16 protein-coding genes are annotated in these 22,269 nt (G+C 47.1%); 9 read left to right on the forward strand and 7 right to left on the reverse strand.

Translation table 11 applies throughout. From position 1 onward, the window contains the following. Positions 1-15 precede the first annotated feature (15 nt). The gene (locus HUX74_RS13490; protein ID WP_117600877.1) at positions 16-387 is read left to right on the forward strand and encodes a diacylglycerol kinase family protein; all 372 of its coding nucleotides are present in this window, start codon (positions 16-18) and stop codon (positions 385-387) included. On the opposite strand, the gene HUX74_RS13495 is transcribed toward HUX74_RS13490, so the two are convergent. The 3 genes from HUX74_RS13495 to HUX74_RS13505 all read right to left on the reverse strand — a co-directional run bounded on the left by HUX74_RS13495 (position 363) and on the right by HUX74_RS13505 (position 2,859). Beyond that, positions 363-1,340, reverse strand: coding sequence for an MFS transporter (locus HUX74_RS13495; RefSeq protein WP_174646837.1), 978 nt, complete (start codon positions 1,338-1,340; stop codon positions 363-365). The two genes, HUX74_RS13490 and HUX74_RS13495, sit on opposite strands and share 25 nt — an antisense overlap. After that, the gene (gene panB, locus HUX74_RS13500; RefSeq protein WP_025832138.1) at positions 1,321-2,142 is read right to left on the reverse strand and encodes a 3-methyl-2-oxobutanoate hydroxymethyltransferase; all 822 of its coding nucleotides are present in this window, start codon (positions 2,140-2,142) and stop codon (positions 1,321-1,323) included. The genes HUX74_RS13495 and panB overlap by 20 nt, the downstream gene beginning before the upstream one ends. 69 nt (positions 2,143-2,211) lie before the next feature. Further along, positions 2,212-2,859, reverse strand: a complete 648-nt coding sequence (locus HUX74_RS13505; RefSeq protein WP_174646838.1) for an HAD family phosphatase — start codon at positions 2,857-2,859, stop codon at positions 2,212-2,214. Positions 2,860-2,977: 118 nt separating this feature from the next. On the opposite strand from HUX74_RS13505, the gene HUX74_RS13510 reads away from it, so the two are divergent. After that, positions 2,978-4,324 (forward strand): MATE family efflux transporter, encoded by a 1,347-nt coding sequence (locus tag HUX74_RS13510; RefSeq protein ID WP_174646839.1) that lies wholly within the window; start codon positions 2,978-2,980, stop codon positions 4,322-4,324. 86 nt (positions 4,325-4,410) lie between these two features. Here the strand turns inward: HUX74_RS13510 and HUX74_RS13515 are convergent, their stop codons facing one another. Genes HUX74_RS13515 through HUX74_RS13530 form a run of 4 tightly spaced genes read right to left on the reverse strand, consistent with a single transcriptional unit; the run spans position 4,411 to position 12,085 of the window. Further along, positions 4,411-6,714, reverse strand: coding sequence for an ABC transporter permease (locus tag HUX74_RS13515; protein WP_174647331.1), 2,304 nt, complete (start codon positions 6,712-6,714; stop codon positions 4,411-4,413). Between the two features lie 22 nt (positions 6,715-6,736). Continuing rightward, positions 6,737-9,040, reverse strand: a complete 2,304-nt coding sequence (locus HUX74_RS13520) for an ABC transporter permease (RefSeq protein WP_174646840.1) — start codon at positions 9,038-9,040, stop codon at positions 6,737-6,739. A 21-nt stretch (positions 9,041-9,061) separates the two neighbouring features. Next, positions 9,062-9,745, reverse strand: coding sequence for an ABC transporter ATP-binding protein (locus tag HUX74_RS13525; RefSeq protein WP_174646841.1), 684 nt, complete (start codon positions 9,743-9,745; stop codon positions 9,062-9,064). Between the two features lie 24 nt (positions 9,746-9,769). Beyond that, complete coding sequence (locus HUX74_RS13530) at positions 9,770-12,085, reverse strand: ABC transporter permease (RefSeq protein WP_131225260.1); 2,316 nt, start codon at positions 12,083-12,085, stop codon at positions 9,770-9,772. A 284-nt stretch (positions 12,086-12,369) separates the two neighbouring features. Between HUX74_RS13530 and HUX74_RS13535 the strand changes: the two genes are divergently transcribed. The 7 genes from HUX74_RS13535 to HUX74_RS13565 all read left to right on the forward strand — a co-directional run bounded on the left by HUX74_RS13535 (position 12,370) and on the right by HUX74_RS13565 (position 21,852). After that, a complete protein-coding gene (locus HUX74_RS13535; RefSeq protein ID WP_174646842.1) occupies positions 12,370-13,176 on the forward strand; it encodes a metallophosphoesterase in 807 nt (268 codons plus the stop codon). Further along, positions 13,151-13,888 (forward strand): hypothetical protein, encoded by a 738-nt coding sequence (locus HUX74_RS13540; protein ID WP_174646843.1) that lies wholly within the window; start codon positions 13,151-13,153, stop codon positions 13,886-13,888. Before HUX74_RS13535 ends, HUX74_RS13540 begins: the two co-directional genes overlap by 26 nt. A 244-nt stretch (positions 13,889-14,132) precedes the next feature. Beyond that, entirely contained in the window at positions 14,133-15,503 is a 1,371-nt protein-coding gene (locus tag HUX74_RS13545) for a sigma-54 dependent transcriptional regulator (RefSeq protein WP_016273810.1), read from the forward strand. Then, complete coding sequence (locus HUX74_RS13550) at positions 15,493-16,800, forward strand: PAS domain-containing sensor histidine kinase (RefSeq protein ID WP_174646844.1); 1,308 nt, start codon at positions 15,493-15,495, stop codon at positions 16,798-16,800. Before HUX74_RS13545 ends, HUX74_RS13550 begins: the two co-directional genes overlap by 11 nt. Positions 16,801-16,894: 94 nt before the next feature. Beyond that, a complete protein-coding gene (locus tag HUX74_RS13555) occupies positions 16,895-18,346 on the forward strand; it encodes a potassium/proton antiporter (RefSeq protein ID WP_035448593.1) in 1,452 nt (483 codons plus the stop codon). Positions 18,347-18,461: 115 nt separating this feature from the next. Further along, positions 18,462-20,129 carry a long-chain fatty acid--CoA ligase gene (locus HUX74_RS13560; protein WP_174646845.1) on the forward strand — a complete coding sequence of 556 codons (1,668 nt, stop codon included), beginning with the start codon at positions 18,462-18,464 and terminating at the stop codon, positions 20,127-20,129. A gap of 421 nt (positions 20,130-20,550) precedes the next feature. Next, positions 20,551-21,852, forward strand: a complete 1,302-nt coding sequence (locus HUX74_RS13565) for a GNAT family N-acetyltransferase (RefSeq protein WP_174646846.1) — start codon at positions 20,551-20,553, stop codon at positions 21,850-21,852. The last annotated feature ends 417 nt before the right edge of the window (positions 21,853-22,269 follow it).

A 22,269-nucleotide genomic window follows, 5' to 3' on the forward strand; every position in this document is an offset into this window, starting at 1 on the left:
TGACAACTATAATCCATGAAGTACGACTTTAAAAAGCAGTTGCGCAGTTTCGGATATGCCTGGAAAGGTATCCGGTGCTGCATAGGAAAAGAACAGAACCTGAGCTTCCATCTGATTGCCACAGTGGTTACGGTGATTGCCGGATTCTTATTGGAGATTACCCGGATCGATTGGATGATTGTTATTCTTTGCATCGGAGTGGTGATAGCAGCTGAACTGTTCAATAGCGCCATTGAAAAGCTGGTCGACCTGGTTTCTCCGGAACGACATCCCATTGCAGGGCAAGTAAAAGACATAGCCGCCGGAGCAGTATTGGTATGTGCTGCAACGGCGGCCATTATAGGATTGATTGTATTTATCCCTTACCTCACCCGCTTCTTCTTATAATAAGGATAGGTCAGCAGCACAAAGAAAAATACGGCAAGCATAGCAGCAACAGATGCCACATGGTATATCTGTACTCTGTCCATCAGGTGGCAAGCCACAGCCATGCCCACCAGCAGCCCTGCTTCCATAAACAAATGGCAAGTGGTGTTTGCCGTTCCACGCTGGCAGTGGTGCGACAATTTGACAAACATCTTCATGAACGGGACTGTAATGAACACCAGTACAGCCAATGCCGCCAATGACCAATAATCGCCCACAAACATCAGCGGTAGCAATGCTCCCGGTACAAAAGCAATCAGCAGCATATTGATGGCAGGTACCCATGCACGCGGCAATAAGAAACGGTCCATATTGCACAGCGACACGCCTATCGGAGCACGGAAAGCCACATATACCCTCGATGCGAAAAATATGCTGGCCAGTCCGGCCGCTACGGACAGATAGGTCACCATACGGAAACCATACATCTTATACATTCCAATGCCCAACATAACACCCACCAGCATGCCCAAGCATGCAGCCCATGCATATACCATGTTTCCTGCACTGCGGCGTGTGGAAGTCGTTATGTCGATGGCCACCGTAATGCCCGCTGTGGTTGCCAGCCCGAAACATACTCCCTGCACAGCGGCAAGCAGCAGAAATTTCGTATAACCATCCACAAAGGCATATCCCAGAACAGCCGCCAGCATAATGAGTGTGGAGTAAAGGAGCACGTGCTTCCTTTTATATTCATCGACCAGATAGGCATGAAAAGGACCGACAGCAAACATGGCCACCGCAAAAACCAGAAACATGCTGCCCGCCTGTCCGACGGAAACACCCAACTGCTCTCCCATCACAAAAGGGAGCAAAGGAAGAAGCATATAGACGGATATGTACAGCAACAGATTTGCCGTACACATCCGCCAAAAATTGAGTGTCATAAGTTTGTTAGTACTGTTCTTTCTCATTCGGGAAATCTAAGTTCTTCACATCAGATACATAACGGCTGATGGCATCCGTCATCACTGTATGCAGGTCAGCATAGCGACGCAAGAAACGAGGACGGAAACCGTTATTCATACCCAGCATATCCTGAACCACCAACACCTGGCCGTCCACATCGCCACCGGCACCGATGCCGATAACGGGTATAGTCAACTCACTGGCCACTCGGGCAGCCAATGCGGCGGGAATCTTCTCCAATACCAGTCCGAAGCATCCGGCTTCTTCCAACAAATGCGCATCGCGTACCAGTTTCTCAGCTTCAGCATCATCCTTGGCACGGACAGTATATGTTCCATACTTATTGATGGATTGGGGCATCAGTCCGAGATGTCCCATGATAGGAATACCGGCGCTAAGGATACGTTTCACCGTACCGATGATTTCCTCGCCTCCCTCCAGTTTGAGGGCGTCGGCATGGCTTTCTTTCATAATACGGATAGCGGAAGCCAATCCCTCCAGTTCGTTGCCCTGATAAGAGCCGAAAGGCATGTCGACGATGACCATAGCACGCTTCACACCGCGAACCACGGATTTGCCATGATAAATCATCTGGTCGAGCGTGATGGGAAGCGTGGTGACATTGCCTGCCATTACATTGGAAGCGGAATCTCCCACCAGAATCACGTCTACACCGGCACCGTCTACAATCTGCGCCATAGTATAGTCATAAGATGTCAACATTGATATCTTTTCGCCTCTTTGCTTCATTTCAACAAGGCGATGTGTAGTCACTTTACGAGTGTCGTCTGAAATATAACCCATGATAGTATTTACAATTTGGCAATTTACAATTACTCAATTTAATTTTCGGCGCAAAGGTAATCCTTTTTCTGATTACTTGTACAATTGAGTTAATTTATCGTAAGTGAAACCCTGAAAGTCATCCAATACATAATGACACAACGAGGCTATGTCTTCACGGGAATTGGTGGTTGCCAACCCTATAACGGTAGCTCCTGAAGCCATGCCGGCTTTCAGCCCGTTGAAGGAATCCTCGAATACATATGTGGTGTCGGGAGTTGTGCCGAAAACCTCCATACCCAACAGAAAACAATCCGGTGCAGGCTTGGAAGCCGTAAACATCTCGGCCGTAAGGATACGGTCGAAAAGAGTCTTTATTTCGGGATGAACCCGATAGACAGCTGCCATCTTCGCTTCGTTGGAGCTGGTCACTACGGCAGTCTTCACCTCATTCCGGTGTAGGTCGGCAATGAAGTCAAGCACTCCGGGAATAAAGTCGAATGACATTTCCTGTTCAAAGCGGTTCAACCGTTCTGTAATTTCAGCCTGCTCCTTCACCATGCCCGGAAAAAAGGTGTCATAAATATAGACCAGCGTCTGGCCCTTCACTTTACCTTCAATATCATCCATACCCAAATACTGCTTTCCCATTTCATGCCAGAAGTGACTGTACTGTGTCTCCGTGTCTACCACCACGCCGTCGAAATCAAAAAGTACGGCGGTTGCTTTTGTTGTGTCCATAAACTTTCTTTTTCCTAAATCTTTTTATACCAAAACACTATAGTGCACAAAGGTGAGAATAATCTGCGAACCAAACAAATATTTCTTATCTTTGCACTCCTTAATTGACTCATATCAAATGAACAACCCGCATATATTAGGAACCGAGCGCATTGGCAAACTGCTTGTGCAGTATTCCATTCCGGCCATTATAGGCATGACGATTACTTCGTTGTACAACATCATCGACAGCATTTTCATTGGCCATGGCGTAGGTCCCATGGGCATTGCCGGACTTGCCATCACCTTCCCTCTGATGAATCTGGTCGTAGCTTTCTGTACGATGGTATCGGCAGGCGGCTCTACCATTTCATCCATCCGGCTGGGACAGAAAGACCTGGACGGAGCTACCGAAGTCCTGGGAAACACACTGATGTTCTGCCTGGTCAATGCATTCATATTCGGCGGCATCTCATTCATATTCCTGGATGATATTCTGCGCTTCTTCGGTGCCAGCAATGATACGTTGCCATATGCCCGCGACTTCATGCAGGTGATATTACTGGGTACCCCCGTCACTTATACCATGATTGGCCTGAACAATATCATGCGTGCCACGGGATATCCCAAGAAAGCGATGCTTACGTCTATGGTAACGGTAGTCTGTAACATAATCCTCGCTCCCATTTTCATCTTCCAATTTGACTGGGGAATACGGGGAGCTGCAACGGCAACGGTCATCTCGCAGTTCATCGGCATGGTGTGGGTAGTAAGCCATTTCCTGCAAAAGACAAGTGTGGTACGTCTGCAACGGGGGTTCTGGAAGATGAAAAAACGCATCATCAGCAGTATATTATCCATCGGTATGTCACCGTTCCTAATGAATGTTACGGCATGTGTCATTGTGATTATCGTAAACAACAGCCTCCAACAGTACGGAGGCGATATGGCCATCGGGGCATATGGCATTATCAACCGGCTGCTGGTACTCTATGTAATGATTGTATTGGGGTTGACGATGGGAATGCAACCGATTGTAGGCTATAACTTCGGTGCGCAAAAACACGACCGTGTGAAGGCTACCCTGCGTCTGACCATCATTGCCGGAGTATGTATCACCAGTACAGGTTTCCTTATCTGCGAATTGTTCCCCCATGCCATATCTGCCATCTTTACCAGTGATGAAGAGTTGATAGATATTGCTTCCAGAGGCGTGCGCATTGCCGTAGCCATATTCCCGCTGGTAGGCGCACAGATTGTCATCGGCAATTTCTTCCAAAGCATCGGGAAAGCGAAAATCAGTATCTTCTTATCGCTGACACGCCAATTACTGTATCTGTTGCCGGGACTACTGATATTCCCGCATTACTTTGGGCTGGACGGCATCTGGATATGTATGCCGGTATCGGACTTCTTTGCTTTTGTAACGGCTGTTATAGCTTTATGGATATATAATACCCGATTATCTAGATTTACGAAAGATTAACGGTGGATCCCGGAAAACACATCATCCATACACCCCAAACGCATGATGTGTTTACCTTGAGCAGGCCATCCAAGTGGGAAAGTATCTTATTCACTCTTGATGCTCTTTACCGGATTTTCGTTGGCAACATGCCATGATTTCATCACTACACATCCCACGATAAATGCAAGCAACAAAAAGCCGATACTGATATATCCGACGATAGGCAGTAGTACCACATCACTAAACTGACTGATCCAGATTTGCCCTACCTCATAAGCTCCAAGTGTTCCAAGCACTACAGACGGTATGGCAATCCAAAGCACATCACGCGACAGCAATCGCAATATACCGGATGTTTCCGCTCCATTCACCTTACGAATGGCAATCTCTTTGGAACGTAAACGTATTTCATCATCCACATATCCCACCAGCCCCATTAAAATGATAAAAAGAATGGTGACAGATGCCCATAAAGTGACATCGCGGAAGACACGTACAGATTCGGCATAATTGCCCAACATTTGCTCCATAGAACAGAACACAAGGTCATCTTGTGGATATAGACGGCTCATTTCCTCATTCAGTCGGCGCAGGTTGTCATCAAACGGTTCTTTAAGACGGGCTTCCAGACAAAATGCGGTACCTTCAAACCATTCTATCATAACGGCTTCACTGTCGTTGGTACAGCCGACAAATGCAAAACTATCCAACAAACCTACCACCGTACCATAATCATTCACCTGCTTGCCAATGGGGCTGTCCGTCCAATGCATTTTCTCACAGAACGTGCTGTTGACCAGCAGTTGGTGTTTTCCTGTGAGGTTATGTCCCTCTTTCAATTTCAAACCGATAAAAGGCAAGTAGTCACTATCGAACCACGAATTACGCGGATAGAACATCTCGTTGCCTTGAGCGTCAAGTATCGGGCGATTGGCTCCAAAGCCCGTTATAGAGCGTTCGGCCGAGGCAACCGCCTCTACATAGGGCAAGTTACGAAGTTGTGTACGTAACAGATCAGCATTCACTTTTCTCTGGAAGATAGACACTACACGTTCCGGTCGCCAACCACGGTCGCGCCCTACCATATAGCGGTATTGCAAGAACACCATCAGCATCATACCTATAATGAATGCTGCACCCATAAACTGTACGAAGAGCAATACCCGCTTCCATCCCCTGCGGCCGGAAGTGTAACGCCTGAATACTTGCGTCACGGGAATACGGGCAAAGAGCATGGCAGGTAAGCATCCTCCAAAAACAAACAAGACCGCCACTACCGCCAAAGGCGCATATAAATGCTGCCAATCGAACAATACGGCAAGAGGGACTGCCGCCAACTCCTCCATCCGCTCATGGAAGACATAAACCAATATTCCGACTACCAACAATGCCGCACTTATTACTATCGCCGTTTCCACCAGAAACATACAGAAGATACTGCCACCTGATGCACCACTACATTTATGTACGCCTATCGCTTTGGCACGTTGTGTCAACGAAGAAATGGAAATCAATACATAATTCAACGTCGTGGTGAAAAGTAACACAGCACCCAAGAAAAACATAATCCAAACCATTTTGCGGACTTGCGCTTCACCCAGATGCACACTGCGGATAGGTACAATATGGACCGACAGTTCCAGCCCGCTATCCGATGGCAAGTGCCGTGCGACAGCCGCTGATATCCGTTCGTTCAACCAATCGGCATCTTGCGGACTGCGTAACCGAACGAAACCGTCATAATTCCCACCACTCTGCCATCCCATTCCCCACTGCGTGTACTTCTCTATATTCGAGAAAGACACAACTGCTTCGGGACGCTTATACAAAGAAGTATTCAAAGGAACATCCCGAAAAATACCTTTAACAAGCAAAGTAGCTTCATGCCCCCAGAAATCGTATGACACAGTCTTACCTATGGGATTTTCATCACCAAATACCTGCCGTACTGCCGTTTCTGAAAGGAAAACTACATCTGGATTCGCTAAATCCTGCGGATTTCCTTTTACTACATCCAAACCGAGAACAGAAAAATAGAGCGTATCAGCAATCACTGTCTTCAATTCCAACGGACGGTTACCCAACTTATAATCGTCATCGAATAGTGAACAACTGACCGTAGCCCCTTGCACCTTATCTGAAAATTCTTCAGCTATAATGCCAGGAATCGGAATAATGGTGTAGAAACTCTCTCCTCCTTCCAATACACCATTCTTCATCCAACCCGTCTTCACAATATAAAGGTTATCCGGATCATGATAAAAGCTATCAAAATTCAACTCGAATGCAATCCGCGCAAATAGGAATACGGACATCAACAGTCCCAATGCTAACGATACGATTTTAATGGCATTGGTCCCCTGTCTATGCAATAAACTTTGCAATGTATAATAAATGTGACTACTCATCATAATTTCCTGAAGTTATTCTTTATTCACTCTTGATACTGTCTACCGGATTCTCATTGGCAATCTGCCATGCCTTGAATACTACACAACCGATGATGAGCAATAGTACAATGCATGCAATAAGCAAGAATCCGCAGATACCAAAATCCACTCCCTCCACAAACTGCTCTATCCAGACACCGCCTATATACCAGGCTCCCAGCCCTCCAAGAAAAACGGCCGGCAAGGATATCCAGAATATATCCTTCGAGAAAAGCCGGAGAATGGATGACGCTTCCGCACCATTCACTTTACGGATGGCAATTTCCTTGCTGCGGCGTTGTATCTCGTCATTGATGTAGCCAATCAACCCCATTAACGTAACAAAAAGGATGGTTATGGCAGCCAGTAAAGCTGCATTACGGAAATCCGTGACGGTACTGTTCTGGTCGTCAATGACCTTTTGGAACGAGGAAAATACAATGTCACGGGTGGGAAACAGCTTTTCCATGTCTTCATTCAAACGCTTGAGGTTATCGTCAAAAGGCTCTTTCAGACGTAATTGGATGTTTCCGGAAAATCGGTCAAGATAAGTTGCATACATAGGTTGCACCGCCACATAAGCGGCATTGGATGTGGCAAAGTCTTTCAGTACACCTACAATATTGCCCGCTATGCGATCGCCGTTGCGCACTTGCCTGCCTATCGGTTTATCTTCCCAATGCATCATTTTCAAAAATGTTTCATTGACCAATATCTGCCCAGGAGCATCCATATTCTTGCCTTCCGCAAATTCCAACTTCATAAACGGGGCATAGTCCTTGCCAAATTCCACCCAACGCATGCTCATCCACTGCCCGTTATCAGTCGTAACCCCTTCTCCGCTCAATCCGTCTGTAAGAAGATTACTGCTACAAGCTCCATCTTCCACATAAGGCAAAGAAAGCATCACACTACGATTGGCATCGCTTTCCGCATTCGAGTCAAAGGATACGCCCGAAGCATAAGCCACCCGGTGGTAATCGAATCCACGTTCTTTATTGGTGATGTAATGGCTCTGCATAAGCACCAGCCCCAACAAGCCGAAAATAAAGGAGGTACCGGCAAACTGCACAAACAAGAGCGGACGTTTCCAGCCTTTCTTGCCTTCGGTGTACCGGCGGAAAACCTGCGTCACCGGAATGCGGGCAAAAAGCTGCCCGGGCAACATGCCGCCTATCATAAACAAAATGACTATCACTGAAAGCGGTGCCCAAATGTTTTCCCAAGAGAAAAGACCGGCAAGACTAACGTCGAGCATGTCCTCCAACGGCTCACGGAAATTAAATAGAAGCAGCGCTACAAGCAGCAAGGAAAAAAGCATGATGACTCCGGTCTCCCATAAGAACATACCGAAAATAGTCCCCGTATTTGCCCCACTACATTTATGTACGCCTATAGCTTTGGCACGACGGTTCATGGCTGAGATGGAAATAAGCACATAATTCATCGCCACAATAAAAAGTATGGCGGTTCCCAGCGTCAACAGAATCCATACCATACGCATGGTACTGATACCAAATTCCATACGGTAGTCCCTTATCGGAACCAGACTGATAAATACATCATCGCTCTTGCGCACCTGCTCGGCAAGTTTCTCTATTCGGGTGTTCACATCGTCCAGTTGCACCCCCGGGCGCAGACGGACAAAGGACATATAGCTGTCTCCACCTCCCCATCCCCAGTATCCCCAATGATGCTTGAAGGAGGTAGCCAAAGACATCACGACACCACTTCCATAGAAACTGGAGTTTTCGGGAAAATCCTCAAAAATGCCCTTCACGGTCATTGGCATCTGTTTGTTATAGACCACCGTCTGCCCGATGGGATTCTTATCGGCAAACATGCTGCCGGCCAGCTCCCTGCTGATGAAGACTACCTCCGGATTATTCAGCTCGCGAGGGTCTCCACTGACAACATCAATGCCCATAGTGGCAAAGAAACAAGAATCGGCCGTCATGGCATTGGTCTGGAAACGGCGTTCATTGGCAAACCAAGCCGAATTGCTCCACCATTGCTGAGTGACGGTAACACTCTCCACCTCGTCAGGCAGGTTTTCTGCAATAGTACCAGCCACCGGTCCAAGAGTTATGTGCGAAGGATGATACTCGTTGTTGTAATACCATACTGTTTTGACAAGACACAAACGTTCATGGTCCTTGTAGCAGGTATCATAATTGAGCTCGAATGCCTGACGGGAAAAAATGAGGATACTGACTGCCAACCCCAGTCCCAGAGAAACAATCTTGATGAGGTTGGAGCCTTTTCCTCGTATCAATGTCTGGAGAGTGTAATATAGTTGTCTCATGGAAGTTGTTTTAAAAGTCCGTTACAAATCCTGCGCTGCCACACTTGCCACCACACTACCGTCGAAAAGATGTATCGTGCGGTGTGCAAACGAGGCGTCGTGCTGGCTGTGGGTCACCATAATAATCGTAGTACCCTCTTTATTCAACTCTGTCAACAGATTCATCACCTCAGCTCCGTTCTTGGAGTCCAAGTTACCGGTAGGCTCATCGGCGAGTATCAGCTTGGGATTGGTTACGACCGCACGGGCTATCGCCACACGTTGCTGCTGACCGCCGGAAAGCTGTTGCGGGAAGTGTTTGGCACGGTGGCTGATGTTCATTCTTTTCAGTATATCCTCTACCATACGCTTACGTTCACCCGCCTTTACGCCAAGATACGTAAGGGGAAGTTCCACATTCTCGTAGACGTTCAGTTCGTCTATCAGGTTGAAGCTCTGGAACACGAATCCCAGTTTCCCCTTACGTACGCGTGTACGTTCCTTTTCTTTCAAGTCTGCCACTTCCTGGCCGAGTATCTTGTAACTGCCCTCAGTAGGATTGTCCAGTAGTCCCAGAATATTCAGCAAGGTGGATTTGCCGCAACCGGACGGCCCCATAATGGCTACAAACTCTCCCTCCTTTACATCGAGGTTTACGTGATTCAATGCTACCGTCTCTACTTCCGAAGTACGGAATACTTTGCTGATGTTGTTAATCTCAATCATGATATTTAATGTTTTAATATTGTTTTATTCGCTCTTAATACTATTCACCGGATTCTCGTTCGCTATCCGCCAGGACTTCCAAAGTACGCAGGCTACGATAATCACCAAATTGACCATCACTACCAGTACGTATACTGCCCAACTGATGGGAATACGCTCCGCAAACTGTTCCATCCACATTCCGTTGACATACCATGCCAATACCGTACCGATGACAACTGCCGGAGCCGCCACCACAAGTATATCCCTCGACAGCATTTCCAAGATACCGGAAGCCTCTGCCCCGTTCACTTTACGGATGGCAATCTCCTTACTGCGGCGGCGCACCTCGTCGGTGGTATACCCAATCAGCCCCATCAGCATGATGAAGAACATGGTCACTGCCGCCATCAAAGTGGCATTGCGGAATACACGGACAGAATTATAGCTGTTCTCTATCCTTTTCTCATAACCGGTAAAGTCAATGGTCTGGTCATGGAAAGCCTCGGCTACATCGTGGTTCAACTTCTGCAGATTTTCGGTAAAGGGTTCTTTCAAACGAACATGTACCGTTCCATAAAAATTCTTGTTCCCACGGGCTATGAAAGGCATCTTCTCGGTTCTGAAACTCTCTATCTGGAAATCCTTCAACTGCCCTACGACCTTGAATGTATTCCCTTCGGTATATACCGTACGGCCTACGACGTCGTCTCCCCAACGCATCATCTCGGCAAAGGTCTCGTTCACCACGACTTCCTCTTTATCGCGCGCCATACGTCCCGTCTTCATAGTCATGCCCATCAAGGCAGGAAAGTCCTCGCGCATGAAATAAGAAGAGCGGCAAGAGAACAGTGCCTGCCCGCTCTCACTATGAATCATCGAACCGCTATATCCGCTAATGGGTGTGCTGTTGGCACTGGACACCGCTTCCACGTAGGGCAATCCTTTGAAGAACTGATAAGCCGCGTCACGCGTCGCTTCATTATCCCAGTAGGCATTGCCTATGGCTATCTGCTTGGGATTATACCCCATATCCTTTTTCAGTACATACTGATATTGCGACATCACCACACACATCAATCCACTGATGAATGCCACGCCTGCAAACTGGACAAACAGCAACGGACGCTTCCAGCCCTTCTTCCCCTCGGTATAGCGGCGGAACACCTGCGATACGGGAATACGCGCAAAGAGCCGACCCGGCAACACTCCTCCCACTATAAACAGCAGAAGCACTACCGACAACGGTACCCAGATACGCTCCGGAGCCAACAAGGTGGAGAGCTTTACAACGACCGTGTCTTCCACAAAATCGCGGAAGTTGAGCATTATCAACGCCATCAGCAGCAATGCCGCCACAATGATGATACCCGTTTCCAGCAAAAACATGCTGAAAACCGTGCCACCGCTCGCACCGCTGCATTTATGTACGCCTACCGACTTGGCGCGGTAGCTCAAAGAGGAAATGGAAATCAGCACATAGTTCAACGCCGCAATGAAAAGAATGGCAAAACCAAGAATGCTCATGATGACACGCATCCGCTGCACATCATCATAATTGCGGTATGTATCACGGATGGGCTGCACAAAAGCCGTGTAACCGTACTCTTTCTTATCTTCTGCCGGGCGATATTTGTCTATCATGGCATCAATACGCGCATTGACAACAGATTTGTCGGCACCGGGACGAAAACGGATAAACTCTACCCAACTGTCTCCCCCGCTCCACGAGTAGTTATTCCAGTTGCGGCTCCACAAGGTAGGCATCGAGATAACCGCTTCCGGATTGATTGTGGCGTTCTCAGGCAAATTGGCATAGATTCCCTTCACCGTCAGGTCAAACTGATGGTCATAATTAAGCGTTTTCCCTATGGGATTCTCCTCACCGAACACTTTCCTTGCAAAGCGTTCACTCAAGAAAATAATATCCTTCTGCACCAAGTCCTTTTCGGGATTGCCGTTCAGGACGTCGATGCCCATAGTACGGAAGAACAGCGAATCGGCTGCAATCTTCCTGTCATCAAGACGCACGCTTCCATTGTAAAGAGGAGCAGATACCATAGACGTGCTCAAACTTACTGCCGACTCCACCTCTTTGGGGAAGTTCTCCAAAATGGCCCCTGCCACGGGACCGCAATTCCACTCCTGAGGCTCAAACTTCTCTCCTTTCACCGAGAATATCGACCATACCTGATACAAGTTATCATAATCCTTGAAGCAAGTGTCAAAACTCTGTTCATATGCCACGCGGGAGAAAAGCAGAATACTCATCGTCAATCCCAATCCCAAAGAAATGACCTTGATGATATTCGAACCACGTCCCCGCAGCAAAGTCTGAATTACATAATAGATTTGTTTCATTCCGTTTATCGTTTATTAGATATATTTTCTTGCTTTCTATATTGCAGAAAGCGTGCCAAAGAATGCACAAACCTGATTATCAGCATACATCTCATAATTAAAGAAGAAAAAAGTGTCTAATTTTTAGACACTCCCGTCTAAAAATTAGACAGAGGCCGAATCTCTGTTCAGCCTCATAGAACAAAAAAAAAGGAAATTAGAAAAGAATCCATAAGAATGAAAACTTTACCTTTGTACACCGTTTTCTATAGATAGAGTATAAACGTAATATGAAGCACCTGCACATGAAATTCCCCAAACTCTTATATCCTTCATTCCTATGCCTGCTCATGGCCGGCTGCGACATGATAGATTATCACCCTTACGATGTACACATCAGCGGTGAAACCGATGTCAATGCCCACAACATTGCCCAAATAGAGCAGAACTGCCAAAACAAGACAACAATCCGGTTCGTAACAATGGGTGACTCCCAGCGCTGGTATGACGAGACCGACGACTTTGTAAGCCACCTCAACAAGCGGAACGACATAGATTTCGTCATTCATGGCGGAGACGTCAGTGACTTCGGTGTAACAAACGAGTTCCTTTGGCAACGGGACATTATGAACAAACTCAAGATACCCTATGTGGTACTTCTCGGCAACCACGACTGCCTGGGTACGGGCGAAGAGACTTATCGCGTAATATTCGGAGACCCCAATTTCTCCTTCATTGCAGGACGGGTAAAGTTTGTCTGCCTGAATACCAACGCCATCGAATTTGACTACTCCCGCCCCATTCCCGACTTTGAATTTCTTGCCGCACAGATAAGCGACCGTGAAGAGGAATTCGATAAAACCGTTGTGTCCATGCACATACGCCCGTTCTGCAACGAGTTCAACAATAATGTGGCACACGTATTCCAACGTTACATCAAGGAATTTCCCGGACTGCAGTTCTGTACATCCGCACACGAACACCATCGCTTTGAGAAAGACCTCTTTGAAGACGGGATAATGTATTACATGAGCGACTGCATGAAGAACCGCAATTACTATATATTCACCATAACTCCCGACGGATATGAACGCGAAGTGGCATATTATTAATCACCTGGCATGTGCCGTCGTCTTCTTGTCAGTATGCTCTTTTTCTGCTTTTTCACAAGAGAGAGATACCATCTTCATCATAGAACACGATACTGTATGGATGGACCCGCAACCGAATGCCGTCATTGAAAGCCGAACCAGGGAGAACCGTTATGACCGCCGCGTACACCGCTACCGCAGGCATTGGGAGGCCTTGATTCCGACGCACACCAAAATTCAGTTTGCCGGCAATATGGGGTTGCTGTCATTCGGTACCGGATGGGATTACGGCAGAAGAAACCAATGGGAAACAGACGTATTCTTCGGAGTATTGCCCAAATATGACTCCAAACGTACCAAGCTGACATTCACCGTCAAGCAGAACTACCTTCCCTGGAGCCTGCAAATCAAGCAAAGCCGTTTTTCTGTAGAACCGCTGGCTTGCGGCATGTATCTGAACACGGTATTCGGCGATGAGTTCTGGGTCAATGAGCCGGAACGCTACCCTAAAGGATATTATGGTTTCTCCTCCAAGGTACGCATCCATGTATTCTTAGGACAGCGCATCACTTACGACATCGACCCGCAACGACGGTTCACGGCCAAAGAAATCACTTTCTTCTATGAAATAAGTACATGTGACCTATATGTAGTCAGCGCCTTCACCAACAAGTATCTGAAACCCAAGGATTATCTGAGCTTGTCGTTTGGCATCAAACTGCAACTGCTATAATTTTTTTTCAGTATCGCCATGAGCTCTTACTGAAGTTGCTGCAAACTAATTTCTGTTTTACTTAAATCTATTCGTCCCACAATCGTTATATTATCGTCCGACAGCTGTTGAATTATCGTCCGATAACTGTTGGACGATAATTCAACAGCTGTCGGACGATTAATTCTTAGTAAGCAAAAATATAGAATAAAGCATATAATACAGATAAATCATTAACTTTGCCTGCAGAAAACAGAAATAGTTTATGGCAAAAAAAAACGGAAACATCCTGATTGTCGATGATAACCGAGGCGTACTTACCGCCTTGCAGCTTTTGTTGAAGCCATATTTTGAAGGGATAATCACACTTCCCTCTCCCGTAACCCTGCCCAGCGTATTGCGGGAAAGGTCATGGCAAGTGGTTCTTCTTGACATGAACTTCACCTCGGGCATCAATACCGGCAACGAGGGACTATACTGGCTCCATGAAATAAAGAAGCAATGTCCCACCCTGCCCGTAGTGCTGTTCACCGCTTATGCCGACATTGACCTTGCCGTACGGGGAATCAAGGAAGGAGCCACAGACTTCGTCGTGAAACCCTGGAACAACCAGAAACTGGTGGAAACCTTGCTGAATGCCGTATCGGCTTCTGAAACAAAATCTCCGGCCAACGGCCCAAATGCCAGGCGTACGGCAGAAAGCAGCCACCCGTTTGCGGATACCCGCAACATGTATTGGGGAAACAGCCCAGCCATGCAGCAGCTCCGCCTTTTGGTGGAAAAAGTGGCCTCTACCGATGCCAATATCCTTATTACGGGCGAGAACGGTACCGGTAAAGAGATGCTGGCACGCGAAATTCACTCCCTTTCACCGCGCAACCGGCAGGAGATGGTAAGTGTGGATATGGGTGCAGTCACCGAAAGCCTTTTCGAAAGCGAACTGTTCGGCCACGTAAAAGGCTCTTTCACCGATGCCCATGCCGACCGTGCCGGCAAGTTCGAAGCAGCCAGCCGCAGCACCCTCTTTCTCGATGAAATAGGCAATCTCCCCTACCATCTGCAAGCCAAACTGCTGACCGCCATCCAACGCCGCAGCATTGTCCGTGTAGGCAGCAACACTCCCATTCCCGTAGACATACGGCTGATTTGCGCCACAAACCGCAATCTGCCCGAGATGGTGGCAAAAGGCGAATTCCGCGAGGACTTGCTGTACCGCATCAATACGATACACCTCGAGATACCCTCGTTGCGCGAGCGGCCCGAAGACATCATCCCCCTTGCAGAACTTTTCATCGCCCGCTTCTGCAAGCAATATGACAAGCCCCCCGTCAAGCTGACGGACGGCGCCTGCGAGAAGCTTACGCTCCACCCCTGGTACGGCAATATCCGCGAACTGGAACATGCCATCGAAAAAGCCATTATCATCTGTGACAACGAAACCCTTCCTGCAGAACTGTTCCAGCTGGCACGGCGAACCGGCACTCCCGAAGCAGCCGCATCCACGCTCGAAGAAATGGAAATGCAGATGATACGGAAGACGCTCGACAAATGTAGCGGAAATCTCTCTGCCGTCGCCGCACAACTGGGTATCACCCGCCAGACGTTGTACAACAAAATGAAGAAGTATGGCCTTTAATTATTCATTCCGCGTTGCCGTCAGTCTGGCAGTAGCACTCCTTGCAGGGGTGATGTGGACTGTAGACGTATTTTGGGGCGCGCTCTGTACCGCGCTGTTTCCCATAGCCTTGTACTGGCAGCAGAAGTTATACCGCCATCATGTGCGGAAGGTGCTTTTCATGCTCGACGCCATCGAAAACAACGACAATGCCATCCACTTCTCCGAAACGGAAAACACTGCCGACGCACGCCTCGTAAACCGTGCATTGAACCGGGTTGCCCATATACTTTATAATGTGAAAAGTGAAACAGCCCAGCAAGAAAAGTACTACGAACTCATTCTGGACTGCGTGAATACCGGTATCCTTGTCCTGAACGACAATGGTGCCGTATATCAAAAAAACAGTGAAGCCCTCCGTTTGCTGGGCCTCAATGTCTTTACCCACGTCAGCCAGCTGAACCGCGTAGACCCGCGTCTTTCGTCCCTTCTTGCCAATTGCCGCCCGGGAGACAAATTGCAAATGCCTTTCAACAACGAACGAGGCACTGTAAACATGTCTGTCCGCGTCAGCGACATTACAGTCCGTAAAGAGCATCTTCGCATCCTCGCCTTGAACGACATCAACAACGAGCTGGATGAAAAGGAAATAGATTCCTGGATTAGGCTTACCCGCGTACTGACGCACGAAATAATGAACGCCGTCACTCCCATAACCTCCCTGAGCGATACACTGCTGGGACTGACCGAGGCACAAGCCTCCAAAGAAGAAATCAGAAACGGCCTGCAGACTATCAGCAGTACAGGCAAGGGCCTGCTCTCTTTTGTGGAATCATACCGGAAATTCACCCGTATTCCCACCCCCGAACCATCCTTGTTCTACGTAAAAAGCTTTATCGAGCGGATGGTCGAACTCGCCCGTCACCAGCACCCCGATGTCCGGGTCACCTTTCATACGGACATCGCGCCAAGCGACCTTATTCTATATGCCGATGAAAACCTGGTATCACAAGTGGTCATCAACCTACTGAAAAATGCCATGCAAGCCATCGAATCGGATAAAGATACAGATAAAGAAGGACATATCAACATACGTGCCTACTGCAACGAAGCGGAAGCCATACTGATAGAAATTTCCAACAACGGACCTGCCATTCCCAATGACATTGCCGAACACATATTTATCCCCTTCTTTACGACCAAAGAGGGCGGAAGCGGTATTGGATTGAGTATTTCCCGGCAAATAATGAGGCTTTCCGGCGGAAATTTATCCTTATTGCCTGGTAAAGAAACCACCTTTATTTTAAAGTTCAATTGAACTATTTTAGATTTGTATTTGTTAAACACAATGCATATCTTTGTACTATTAGACATAAGAAACATCACATTTCAAACTATATAGCATAGAATTTATGATATTTACAGCAGGAAACATACTACTTATAGGTTCCATATTACTTTTCGTCAGCATCATTGTCGGCAAGACCGGCTACCGTTTCGGAGTACCTGCGTTATTGCTTTTCCTTGTCGTCGGTATGCTGTTCGGCAGTGACGGATTGGGATTGCAGTTCCACAACGCCAAGGAAGCACAGTTCATCGGCATGGTTGCACTCAGCATCATTCTGTTCTCCGGTGGCATGGACACCAAGTTTACGGAGATAAAGCCCATATTGACTCCCGGCATTGTTTTGTCAACTGCAGGAGTGCTGCTCACGGCCCTCTTTACCGGATTATTTATCTGGTGGCTGTCCGGCATGAGCTGGACCAACATCCACCTGCCGTTGATAACCTCCCTTTTGCTTGCATCCACCATGTCATCTACCGACTCAGCCTCTGTATTCGCCATTCTGCGTTCACAAAAAATGAACCTGAAGCATAATCTGCGCCCCATGCTGGAACTGGAAAGCGGTAGTAACGACCCGATGGCATATATGCTGACAATCGTGCTGATTCAATTCATCCAGTCCTCCGGAATGGGAGTTCCCCAGATATTGGGCTCTTTTGCCATACAGTTCATTGTCGGTGCCGCAACCGGTTATTTCCTCGGAAAGCTGGCCATCCTTATGCTGAACCGGCTGAATATAGACAACCAGGCACTCTATCCTATCCTGTTGCTGTCCTTTGTATTCTTCACCTTCTCCATCACCGACCTGCTGAAAGGCAACGGTTACCTGGCCGTGTATATCGCCGGAATGATGGTAGGCAATAACAAAATCATGCACCGGAAAGAGATTTATACTTTTATGGATGGACTGACCTGGCTTTTCCAAATCATCATGTTCCTCTGCCTCGGTCTGCTTGTCAACCCCCATGAGATGCTGGAAGTTGCAGTCGTGGCATTGCTCATCGGCGTATTCATGATTGTCGTGGGACGTCCTCTCAGCGTTTTTCTCTGCCTGCTGCCTTTTGGCAAGAGAATCACCCTCAAGTCACGGCTATTCGTATCGTGGGTAGGATTACGTGGCGCAGTACCCATTATCTTTGCCACCTATCCCGTGGTGGCTGACGTGCCCGGTGCCCATGTCATCTTCAACATCGTATTTTTCATAACCATCGTCTCACTGGTCATCCAGGGTACCACAGTCTCCTGGGTAGCCCGGCTGCTTGGCCTCTCCACCCCGCTGGAAAAGACCGGAAATGATTTCGGAGTTGAACTGCCCGAAGAGATTGACTCCAACCTGCACGACATGACCATTACACAAGAAATGCTGGAGCAGGCAGACACCCTGAAAGACATGAACCTGCCCAAAGGCACACTGGTGATGATTGTAAAACGTGGCGATGAGTACCTCATTCCGAACGGAACATTAAAACTTCATGCCGGTGACAAGCTGCTTCTTATTTCGGAAAATAGCAAGGAATAAGAATTACAGATAAGTTTCTATCCGTTTCAGGGCAAGAAAAAAGTGGAAACTATTTGCTTTGCATCACTATAAGACCTATCTTTGCGCAGTTTTAACTAAAGTGTGCAGCAGCTGAATGGAACAAGAACAAGGGTTCATCGATTATATAGAACAAAGCATTATTAAAAACTGGGATCGCAACGCCCTGACAGACTACAAAGGAATTACACTACAATACAAAGATGTAGCACGGAAAATAGCCAAATTCCATATCGTATTGGAAAGCGCCGGCATCAGGCCCGGTGACAAGATTGCCGTTTGCGGACGTAACAGTGCACACTGGGCAGTCGCTTTTCTGGCGACGGTTACCTATGGAGCTGTCATCGTTCCCATTCTGCATGAGTTCAAAGCCGACAATATCCACAACATCGTCAACCATTCCGAAGCCAAGCTGCTGTTTGTCGGCGACCGGGCATGGGAAAACCTCAATGAAGAGGCAATGCCCCTGCTGATGGGTATCGTACTGCTGACGGACTTCACTCCGGTGGTTTGCCGCAACGAGCAGTTGATGGAGGCTTTCGAACATCGCAACGTCCTCTATGGCACACGTTTCCCCAAGAATTTCCGCCCCGAGCATATCAGTTACCGCAAGGAGGAATCCCCCGAAGAACTGGCTGTCATCAACTATACTTCGGGCACGACGGGATATTCCAAAGGGGTCATGCTTCCCTATCGCAGCCTTTGGTCCAATGTTGCATATTGCCATGAGATGCTTCCCGTACGTCCGGGCGACCATATTGTATCCATGCTGCCTCTGGGACATGTCTTTGGTATGGTGTACGATTTTCTATACGGTTTTTCCGCAGGCGCCCATCTGTATTTCCTTACCCGTATGCCGTCTCCCAAGATTATTGCACAATCATTCTCCGAAATCAGGCCACGGGTCATTTCGTGTGTACCGCTTATCGTAGAAAAGATTATCAAGAAGGATATCCTGCCCCGGATAGACAATAAAATAGGCAAGCTGCTATTGCGAATGCCCATTGTCAACGATAAAATCAAGGCTGACATGCGCAAAAAGGCAATGGAAGTATTCGGCAGTAATTTCGATGAAATAATCATCGGAGGAGCACCGTTCAATGCCGAAGTGGAACGCTTCCTGAAGCAGATAGGCTTCCCCTATACCATTGCATACGGAATGACGGAATGCGGCCCCATCATTTGTTCCAGCCGCTGGGAAACATTGAAACTGGCCTCTTGTGGCAAGGCAACCACCCGCATGGAAGTAAAGATAGACTCTCCCGACCCTCAGAATGTGGCAGGAGAAATAATCTGTAAAGGTGCCAATCTGATGCTGGGCTATTACAAAAATGCCGAAGCGACTTCCCAAATCATCGATGTAAACGGCTGGCTGCACACCGGCGACCTTGCAACGATGGATACCGAAGGATATGTCACTGTCCGCGGACGCAGCAAGAACATGTTGCTCACAGCCAGTGGCCAGAACATCTATCCCGAAGAGATTGAAAGCAAACTGAATAACATGCCCTATGTGTCCGAATCACTGATCGTATTGCAGAACGACAAGCTCGTGGCTCTTATCTATCCGGACTTTGACGATGCATTCGCCCACGGTATGGAACAATCGGACATCGAAAAGGTTATGGAGAACAATCGGAATGAATTGAATCTGCAATTACCGGCCTACAGCCAGATTACAAAAGTCAAGATACACTTCGAGGAGTTCGAGAAAACAGCAAAGAAGAGCATTAAAAGATTTATGTATCAGGAAGCAAAAGGGTAAGGGGAATGTATCAAAACCTTCTTTAACGCTTTATTTTAGGTGCGGATAACGCAGATTTTACGGATTCAGTTTATTGAATCTGCGTTATTCCGCGTAATCCGCGCCTAATATTATAACATTATAAAAGTCTTCATGTGCTTTTGACACATTCGCATCCTTTTTGTTAACAAAAATAGAAGCAAAGGAATAAACAGCTAATAAGTGTTATAAAACATACTTTTTTAGTTGGATAATTTGCAGATTTATCAGAAGTCCGTATCTTTGCAATGTGTTTTTCATAGTATTAGATTTAAGGTTAACAAAGGTTGGAGTACAGCGGTACTCCTTTTTTTATGCCCGTACTTTCCGTCAAAAAGAATAAAATGTCACCATTTTCCATTATATTTGCAAGAAACAGAAAAACATATATCATCCGAGCATCATGGATATACACACATTTATTGTCAATTATCAGGAAGCTTTCGGCCAACATGCCGAACTCCCCATCGCCTTTTGGTATTCAGACCGAATGGAGCCATCTACAGAGAAAGTAACCGGTTGTCTCTTCAAATGCATGAAACAAGTCAGAGACGGCAAAACCGTCAGTCTCAGCAACGAAACAATCACCTGCGGAGGAGGCAAGTTCTATACCGGATTTACAGAAATGCCCGAGCGCGTCCCGGGTTTTGTCTCCTTGAAAGAGAAATACAAGAGGACTCCCGAAATGGTGGTAGATTTTGTCAATGAGCTACAGATTCCCAAAGCGGACAAAGCCTATCTGCATTTTGCCCGCATAGACAAGATACCTTCCTTTGACGAGGTGGAAGGCGTGCTGTTCCTGCCAACTCCTGACATTCTATCCGGACTGGTGACATGGACCTTCTTCGACAACAATGCATTGGATGCCGTGGCAACCCCATTCGGCTCCGGCTGTTGCTCCGTCATTACCCAAACCATCATTGAAAACCAGAAACAAGGGAAACGCACTTTCCTGGGATTCTTCGACCCCTCCGTCCGCCCATACTTCGAAGCGGACTTATTGAGCTTCACTATCCCCATGTCCCGGTTCAAGGAGATGTATCACACCATGCGTGAAAGCTGTCTGTTCGATACACATGCCTGGGGAAAAATCAAGGAAAGGATACAGCTTTCCCAATCAAGAGACGTACATATCCTCCCCTCTCCCATCTCCTTCCCCATCCTTCCGGACATTTATCTGCAGGAAATCAGAATGGAAGATGCCGCAGCCATCTACTATGCCATCGACACACACCGAGATTACTTAAGAACATGGCTGCCATTTGTGGATAATATGCGCACAACAGCTGATGAAGAAGCTTTTTTACGTCAGGTACTATCTGCTCCTGCCGAACGAAATGAACCTATATTCGGTATTTGGAACCAGCAGCATGAAATCTGCGGACTGATAGGTTTCCATTTCTCCGATTTCGACAACCACCGTACAGAACTCGGCTATTGGCTACTGCCGGAATACCAGCACCGGGGCATCATTACTGAAAGTGTCCGCAAGCTGTGTCTGTGGGCCGTACAAGAAAAAGAGATAAAGCGGATACAAATTCGCTGTGCCGTGGGCAATGCAGCCAGCAACGCAGTACCGGTTCGCCTCGGTTTCATCCATGAGGGAACAGAACGTTGCGGAGAACTGCTGGCTTCTGGAGAATATACAGATATACATATATACAGCATCTTGAAAGAAGAAGTGCTGGCCAACCTCAAACAATAAAATATCAAATATATATCAACTATTGAAATTATACATGGAACAACAACCTCATCTCAATGACCACAACAAGCAGGAGTACCCTCCTATGCATATAGTCGAAATGAACACATCCTTAATTAATCAACTATAATACAGAGCATTAAATCATATACTAAAAAATCATAATTGCGCACTTATCTTACGCAAATCAATTTACGCACTCTTTTACGCACTTGTTTTACGCAACTCGCTTAGAAAATATAAGCCAATAAAGGAAATAAGGTCAGTATTATCAACACCTATTAGGAAGTTAATATTCACAAATATACAATATACTATAAAAGTGAATGCCTGCAAATTACGTTTTCACACAGAGCCCCTATAAACAACTAATAATCAGCAATCTGCATACATTCTTAATATTCATTTCTATTCTTT

Source organism: Bacteroides sp. Marseille-P8574, from assembly GCF_902825465.1.
GTDB classification, from domain to species: domain Bacteria; phylum Bacteroidota; class Bacteroidia; order Bacteroidales; family Bacteroidaceae; genus Bacteroides; species Bacteroides uniformis.